This window comes from Halobacillus sp. BBL2006 (assembly GCF_000786645.1).
Taxonomy (GTDB): Bacteria; Bacillota; Bacilli; order Bacillales; family Halobacillaceae; genus Halobacillus.
This window is the reverse complement of sequence record NZ_JRNX01000244.1, coordinates 1-3,525: the sequence shown is the minus strand read 5'-3', so window position 1 is coordinate 3,525 and position 3,525 is coordinate 1. Positions and strand designations below refer to the sequence as shown.

3 protein-coding genes are annotated in these 3,525 nt (G+C 41.6%); all 3 read right to left on the bottom strand.

Translation table 11 applies throughout. From position 1 onward, the window contains the following. Positions 1-1,092 (bottom strand): family 16 glycosylhydrolase (locus LD39_RS23510; protein ID WP_231572538.1); only part of this gene is annotated, 1,092 nt, incomplete at its 3' end. A gap of 64 nt (positions 1,093-1,156) precedes the next feature. Further along, positions 1,157-2,503 carry a GH1 family beta-glucosidase gene (locus tag LD39_RS08150; RefSeq protein ID WP_035545037.1) on the bottom strand — a complete coding sequence of 449 codons (1,347 nt, stop codon included), beginning with the start codon at positions 2,501-2,503 and terminating at the stop codon, positions 1,157-1,159. A 42-nt stretch (positions 2,504-2,545) separates the two neighbouring features. Further along, the gene (locus LD39_RS08145; protein WP_035545035.1) at positions 2,546-3,523 is read right to left on the bottom strand and encodes a LacI family DNA-binding transcriptional regulator; all 978 of its coding nucleotides are present in this window, start codon (positions 3,521-3,523) and stop codon (positions 2,546-2,548) included. Positions 3,524-3,525: the final 2 nt, after the last annotated feature.

Sequence of the window (3,525 nt, the reverse complement as noted above, 5' to 3'; positions counted from 1 at the left end):
TGCAGCTTCCATGATGTCAATTTCACCAGAAACAGGCCATGCACCGTATACTTCATCTTCAGGCATCATCCAAAAAGCAGGCCAATACCCTTGCCCTTCGGGTAATTTCATTTTCGCTTCGAATTTACCGTATTTTTTACTAAATAGACCTTTGGTTTTTAACTTTGCAGAAGTATAGTCATAGCTCCCATACTCATCTGTGATCGGTTCTTCTTCTTTCTGTGCCTTAATCACCAATTTTCCATCTTCTGTGTAGGAATTATCATTTGAGTCGGTATAATACTCAAGCTCATTATTTCCCCATCCTGGAGCTACTCCATCACCATTTTCATCAACGATCCAGTTTCCGATATCATAGTCCCACTTCGTACGGTCGATCTGGTTTGAGATAAACTCATCAGACCAAACAAGTGACCAGTCTGAACTTTCATTCGATGCATCAAAAACACGCACATCATTTAAATTAGAATCGATCGTTAAGACGTCATTTTGGATAGAATGATCAATGTAAACGGTGCCCGTTACTGTAACTTCTTCTAATACAATATCGGTACCGCTTGTGATCACTAAATCTCCGTCTATTGTACTTTGCGAAAGGGTGACGCCAGAGTGATTAATCCAAGCGTTTCCTTGAATTTTTTCTCCTTCATATTTCCCTTCTTCGTCATAATAAGCAGTAATGAAAGATGAAGCCATCAAGAGCACGTCTGAACGCTTCATCGGATTGTCAGCGTCTAGCTGTTTATTAAATTCATTTTCTAGTTGAGAAGGAAACAAACGGTCATTGATTTTTTTTGCTTCCTTTTGCTTGATGACCTTCTTCATATTTATCTGCTGTTCACTAAGTTGTTGAATAGTTTGAATGACTTCTTCCGACTTGATGCCAAACAAGTTGGCTAGAAAGGTCGCATACTCCTGATACGACATGGAAGATTCACGACTCTCCCGTTCCTTCAAACCTGCAAACCATTCGCTCTCGTACTTATATTCCTTCACTTCGTCTTTCTTTGCTGAAGATTTTTCAGCATGGACGGGTGAAAAACTTCCAAGGACAATCAGCACTGCCATGAAACAACAGACAATTTTATTCAAAAAAGCTCCTCCTTTAATTTATCTACCTGGCTAGGAAACCGGTTTCGTTAACAGCTAAAAAAATTTACCGCTCAAACCATTTATTCGTGATCGTCTGCCTATACCAGTAATAGCTGTCTTTTCTCGTACGCTCAAATGTTCTGTAATTGACATGAATGATGCCAAATCTCTTTTCATACCCTTCGGCCCATTCAAAGTTATCAAGCAAAGACCAAACAATATATCCTTTAATCGGAACTCCTGCTTGAATGGATCTGTGCAGCGCAGTGAGGTGCTGTTTTAAGTAGTCGATTCGCTCCTGATCGTTGACTTTTCCATTTTCGACTTCGTCGTTATAGCAAGCTCCGTTTTCAGTAATATAAATCGGAACGTAACCGTATGTCTCATGGATATTCGTTAGCACCCGATAGAACCCATCGGAGTAAATCGGCCATCCAATATCTGTCCGGCGCTCATCCAAAGCAATTTCTTCGACTTGGAATAAGCCTCCATCTTCTTTATAACGGCCCAGGCTGCCTGTATAATAATTGATACCCATGAAATCGATCGGCTGTGAGATGATATCAAGGTCGCCTTCTTCTATTTTCAAAAATGCTTGATGTTCTTCAAATAGTTGGATTAACTCCTCAGGATAAGATCCTTTGAATACCGGATCCATGAACCATTCCTTCTGCCACATCATCGATCGTTCACATGCTTTTTTATCCGCTTCACTAGGCGTGTAAGGCTGCAGCCATCCGACATTCGGAGCGTAGCCAATTTCCCCGTCAGGCACAAGATCTCTAAATGATTGTACCGATTTCCCGTGAGCAAGCAGCAAATGATGAGCCACATCCACACCTGCCTGTAAATCAGTTTTTCCTGGAGCATGAATACCTAAGTAATTGGAAAGGAAGGAAGCACACCATGGTTCATTGATCGTAATCCAATTCTTTACTACATCGCCGAATTCTTTGAACATAGCGACAGCATATTCATGGAATGCATCTGTCGTCGACCGGTTTTCCCAGCCTCCTTCTTCTTGTAAAACCTGAGGGAGATCCCAGTGATAGAGTGTAATCATAGGTTCAATCCCGTTTTTAAGAAGTTCCTCAATTAAATTTCGGTAGTAAGCCACACCTTTCGGATTCAGCTCCCCGGTCCCTTGAGGGATTACTCTCGACCACGAAATGGAGAACCTATATAGGTCCACACCAAGATCTTTCAAATGTTGCACGTCTTCTTGATAACGATGATAGCTGTCGCAAGCTTCATCGCCATGATCTCCATTTTTCACGTTTCCTGGAGCATGGGCAAACTCATCCCAAATCGAGGGAGTTCTTCCGTCTTCATGAGCCGCACCTTCTATTTGATAGGAAGCGGTCGCGGCTCCCCATTTCAATGTTTCTGGGAATTGTATTGTTATTGTCATCTTTATAACCTCCAGCGCTGTAAGCAGGAATGGCTTTATCTTTTACACGCTAGATGACCGAATGACAAGCTCAGGGTCTACTTTCACAGGATAAATGTCCTGATTATCCTGAATAAGATCATCAAGCATGTAGGCAGCCAATTTCCCTAATTTTTGTTTGTCTTGTTTCACGGTTGTCAATGGTGGGTCACTGTAACGGCATGATTCGATATCGTCACAGCCGATCAGCTGAATATCTTCCGGGACAGACATCCCCTCTTCTTTGATGGCTTTCAAGGCACCGAGCGCCATCATGTCAGAAGCAGCGAACACGGCTTGTGGCAGCTCTTCAGTCTTCAAGATTTGTTTCATAGCTTGATAGCCGCTATCTTCAAAGAAATCTCCATATCGAACCCACTGTTCATTGATTGGTAATCCGAACTGCTTCATACCTTCCATGAATCCCTCATTCCTAATACCCGCAACTAACGAATTGGGTTTCCCGCCGATGTAGGCAACCTTCCTGATTTGATTCAAGTAAAGGTGCTCCACAACTTTCAGCCCTATTTTTGTGTTATCAGTCATGATATAGCTGGAACGAGGTCCTTCTAATTTCAAATCGATCCCCATACAAGGAATATCGCTTTTCGCAATTTCTTCGACAGCTTCTTCAATCTCATCTCCCGCAATGATCAGGCAGCCGTCCACATGAAAATGCTTACATCTTTCTAAGTACTTGCTTTCACCTTTATAAAACTTCTCATTTGAAAACAACAGTAAATCGTAACCTAAAGCCCCAACCGATTTTTTAAAAGCGTTGACCACTTCATTGAAAAAAGGGTGTGTAAAATCAACATTGATTTTTCCAGCGTAAATCAATCCGATTAAATTGGATTTTTTAGTCGCTAACGATTTTGCTGAAAAAGTGGGCTGGTACTTTGTATCCTCTATGATTTTATAAACTTTATCTCGTGTAGCCTCGCTTATTCCTCCATAATTGTTGATAATTTTGGATACAGTAGCTGGCGATACACCCGCCATTT